Origin of the sequence: Ottowia cancrivicina (assembly GCF_029813755.1) — a bacterium.
Classification (GTDB): Bacteria; Pseudomonadota; Gammaproteobacteria; order Burkholderiales; family Burkholderiaceae_C; genus Ottowia; species Ottowia massiliensis.
Genome location: NZ_JARVII010000053.1, coordinates 1 through 2428, shown reverse-complemented (window position 1 = coordinate 2428; position 2428 = coordinate 1). Strand labels below are relative to the sequence as shown.

Below are 2428 nucleotides of genomic sequence, written 5' to 3'. Positions count from 1 at the left end.
CATGAGAAAAGCATCAACAAGCACGGATGGAAGGGGTTTGGGTATATTGTTATTGATCCGGAGACGGGGGCCGGGGCTTATTTGATTGAGGGGAGTGGGAATGGAGGCATTGCCACTGCATTAGGAAGCTTGGCAGGAACAGCCGTCCTTCATTTATCAATGACTCTTGGCCAAAATCCTTCTCCAGCAGCAATTACTGCTTATCTAAATGCAATGCAGTGGATTATATTGCCTTATTTGGTATTTTGTGCTTCATATCTAGGCACAATGGCTGCTATATACGACTCCTCTTTCGACATGCTTGTCAAATGTTTCATCGTCGGATTCGTCGCATCCATAGCATTATTTCACTACCATCGAATAGGCGCGGGGACAAGTGCGACTAAAGATCTGCAATTCATTGTCGGGACGGTATTCTTTAGTTGGCTGGGACTCTCCCCAAAGATCTCTTTAGTGGAATGCATAAAATGATAAAATTTATCAGAGAGAAAAACTATTTCATAAGCTATTGCCTAGCTATATTTTATTTATGGGTTTTATATAATATATACACGAAAAATGAGATCACTAATCAACTGGTGTTTATTGTGTTATTTTCCCTAGGAGATGTTGTAAATTTTTGCATATGTTTATTTATAGTTGGTGGAATAATTATATCTAAAATTGCGCCTTATGAAGCAACGATACCTAATTTATTGCTGTCATTTGGCGCAAGCTTCATTATTTCTTGTTTGTATTATATATTTAACTCTAACAGCATCTTTAGAGAGGATTAATAAATTCGCATCACGCACAAAAATGTTAGCAGACTCCCAAAAAAACAAAATCAGCAAACTCTTGTTGTTCTGGCTGCAACAGCCGTATTGACTGCATTAGCCATCATCTCCACGAATACCAATGCTGCATCAAGTAGAGAATAGAAATATCAGCAGTCCAGAGTAAGAATACAGGTTCAAGAGAGTCAGTATTGCAATAACGTAGGGGGTATAACATTTAATACTCTGCCTAGAGAAATCATTAAAGGCGAAATCGGTGTCGGCGTAACCATTACGCAAGCTGAGCAAGGCATGGGAAGATTACTGGCGAGAGCGGCAGTAGCGCCTTGGATCCCAAACAAGTTTTTACCTGACCTAGCATCAATGAGTGTTCAGACATTGTCAAAGTTGCAGCAATCACGTCCTTATGGAGTGAGTAAGATCGAAAATATCGATGCGGTTTCGTCGCAACAAATGTATAAAAGGGCAATGCTTTCGCATTGATGTCAATAATCTTTATGGAACGAATTTCAAGCAATAATCATGTCTAAACATAATACTCAGATTGGGAAAATAAAAAAACTGCATGGAAAAAGAAAGGAGCAGGCTATATTTTATCATCAGGAATGCCGTCAATGCCGGAAAGGAAGTGACCGTGCATGAGAAAAGCATCAACAAGCACGGATGGAAGGGATTTGGGTATATTGTTATTGATCCGGAAACCGGGGCGGGGGCTTATTTGATTGAGGGGAGCGGGAATGGGGCCATATTAATGCTAATTGGCGTCATTTATATGATGGCGGCGCTTATTTTATTTATTACTATTGGAGCCAGCACAGGAGGATTGGGATTAATTGCAGCCGGCACCGGATTGATTGCATTTGCTAATTTTCTTATAGCAGGCATATCAATATACATGGCTGGCTTGATGCTTGCTACAGGAAACAAAAGAATATGTGCAGCCTTTATGAGCGTTTACGCAGGAGCAAGCTTGAGTATGCTTGCCCTCTCATTTAATGTTCTTGGTATGGCGATGGGGCAAGCTGCTGGAAATTTCTTTAGTGGATTTGCCTTCTCAGACCATTGCTCATGATGAGAAAACATATTACACCTATCGTATGGGGTATATGGATAATAGCAAATATATGCCCTATATTTCAACAAAATATATTTGTTGCGATTATCTATGCAACATCTCTGGTGCTCATGGGAGCATGTGTTAATTTTAATGAAAACAAACAATCATCAATAATATTATTTTATATATTAATAGCTTTTCCCTATTCTATATCCTTAACCTATATCAAACCCGCCCTGAATTTCATGGGTATTTTTATGTTATATATTTCGAGCTTTGCGGCAATCATGCTGCTAATTTTGAGAAAAAGAAATAAATCATCGTGATAAATGTGTAGTGGGATATTTATGCCATTTCATTGCCTCTTGTGTCCTCAAAAACAGGAGCAAATTCAGCCCTATCAAAAAGCCATTTGCCGCAGTAAGTACGGGGGCTTCATGCTATCAATCAAGGAGCAAATCAGGCTGCTTCTTTGAACCTTGTTCACTTTGCACCCGCTACACACCCGACGCCTGGATTCCCATGGACGCCAGCTTCAAGCAATACACCTACAGCGACGGCATGGATCTTCAGCAGGCCGTGCCGCTGGATGCGG

Annotated in this window: 2 protein-coding genes; both read left to right on the top strand. The window is 40.3% G+C overall.

Annotated features, from left to right (window positions below):
- A partial coding sequence (locus tag QB898_RS12870) for a hypothetical protein (protein WP_279525272.1) occupies window positions 1-471 on the top strand: 471 nt, incomplete at its 5' end.
- An 870-nt stretch (window positions 472-1341) separates the two neighbouring features.
- A complete protein-coding gene (locus QB898_RS12865) occupies window positions 1342-1848 on the top strand; it encodes a hypothetical protein (protein WP_279525271.1) in 507 nt (168 codons plus the stop codon).
- Window positions 1849-2428: the final 580 nt, after the last annotated feature.

Coding starts and splice junctions, on each gene's coding strand:
- QB898_RS12865 (WP_279525271.1), top strand. CDS start 1,342: ATGGAAAAAGAAAGGAGCAGGCTATATTTTATCATCAGGAATGCCGTC.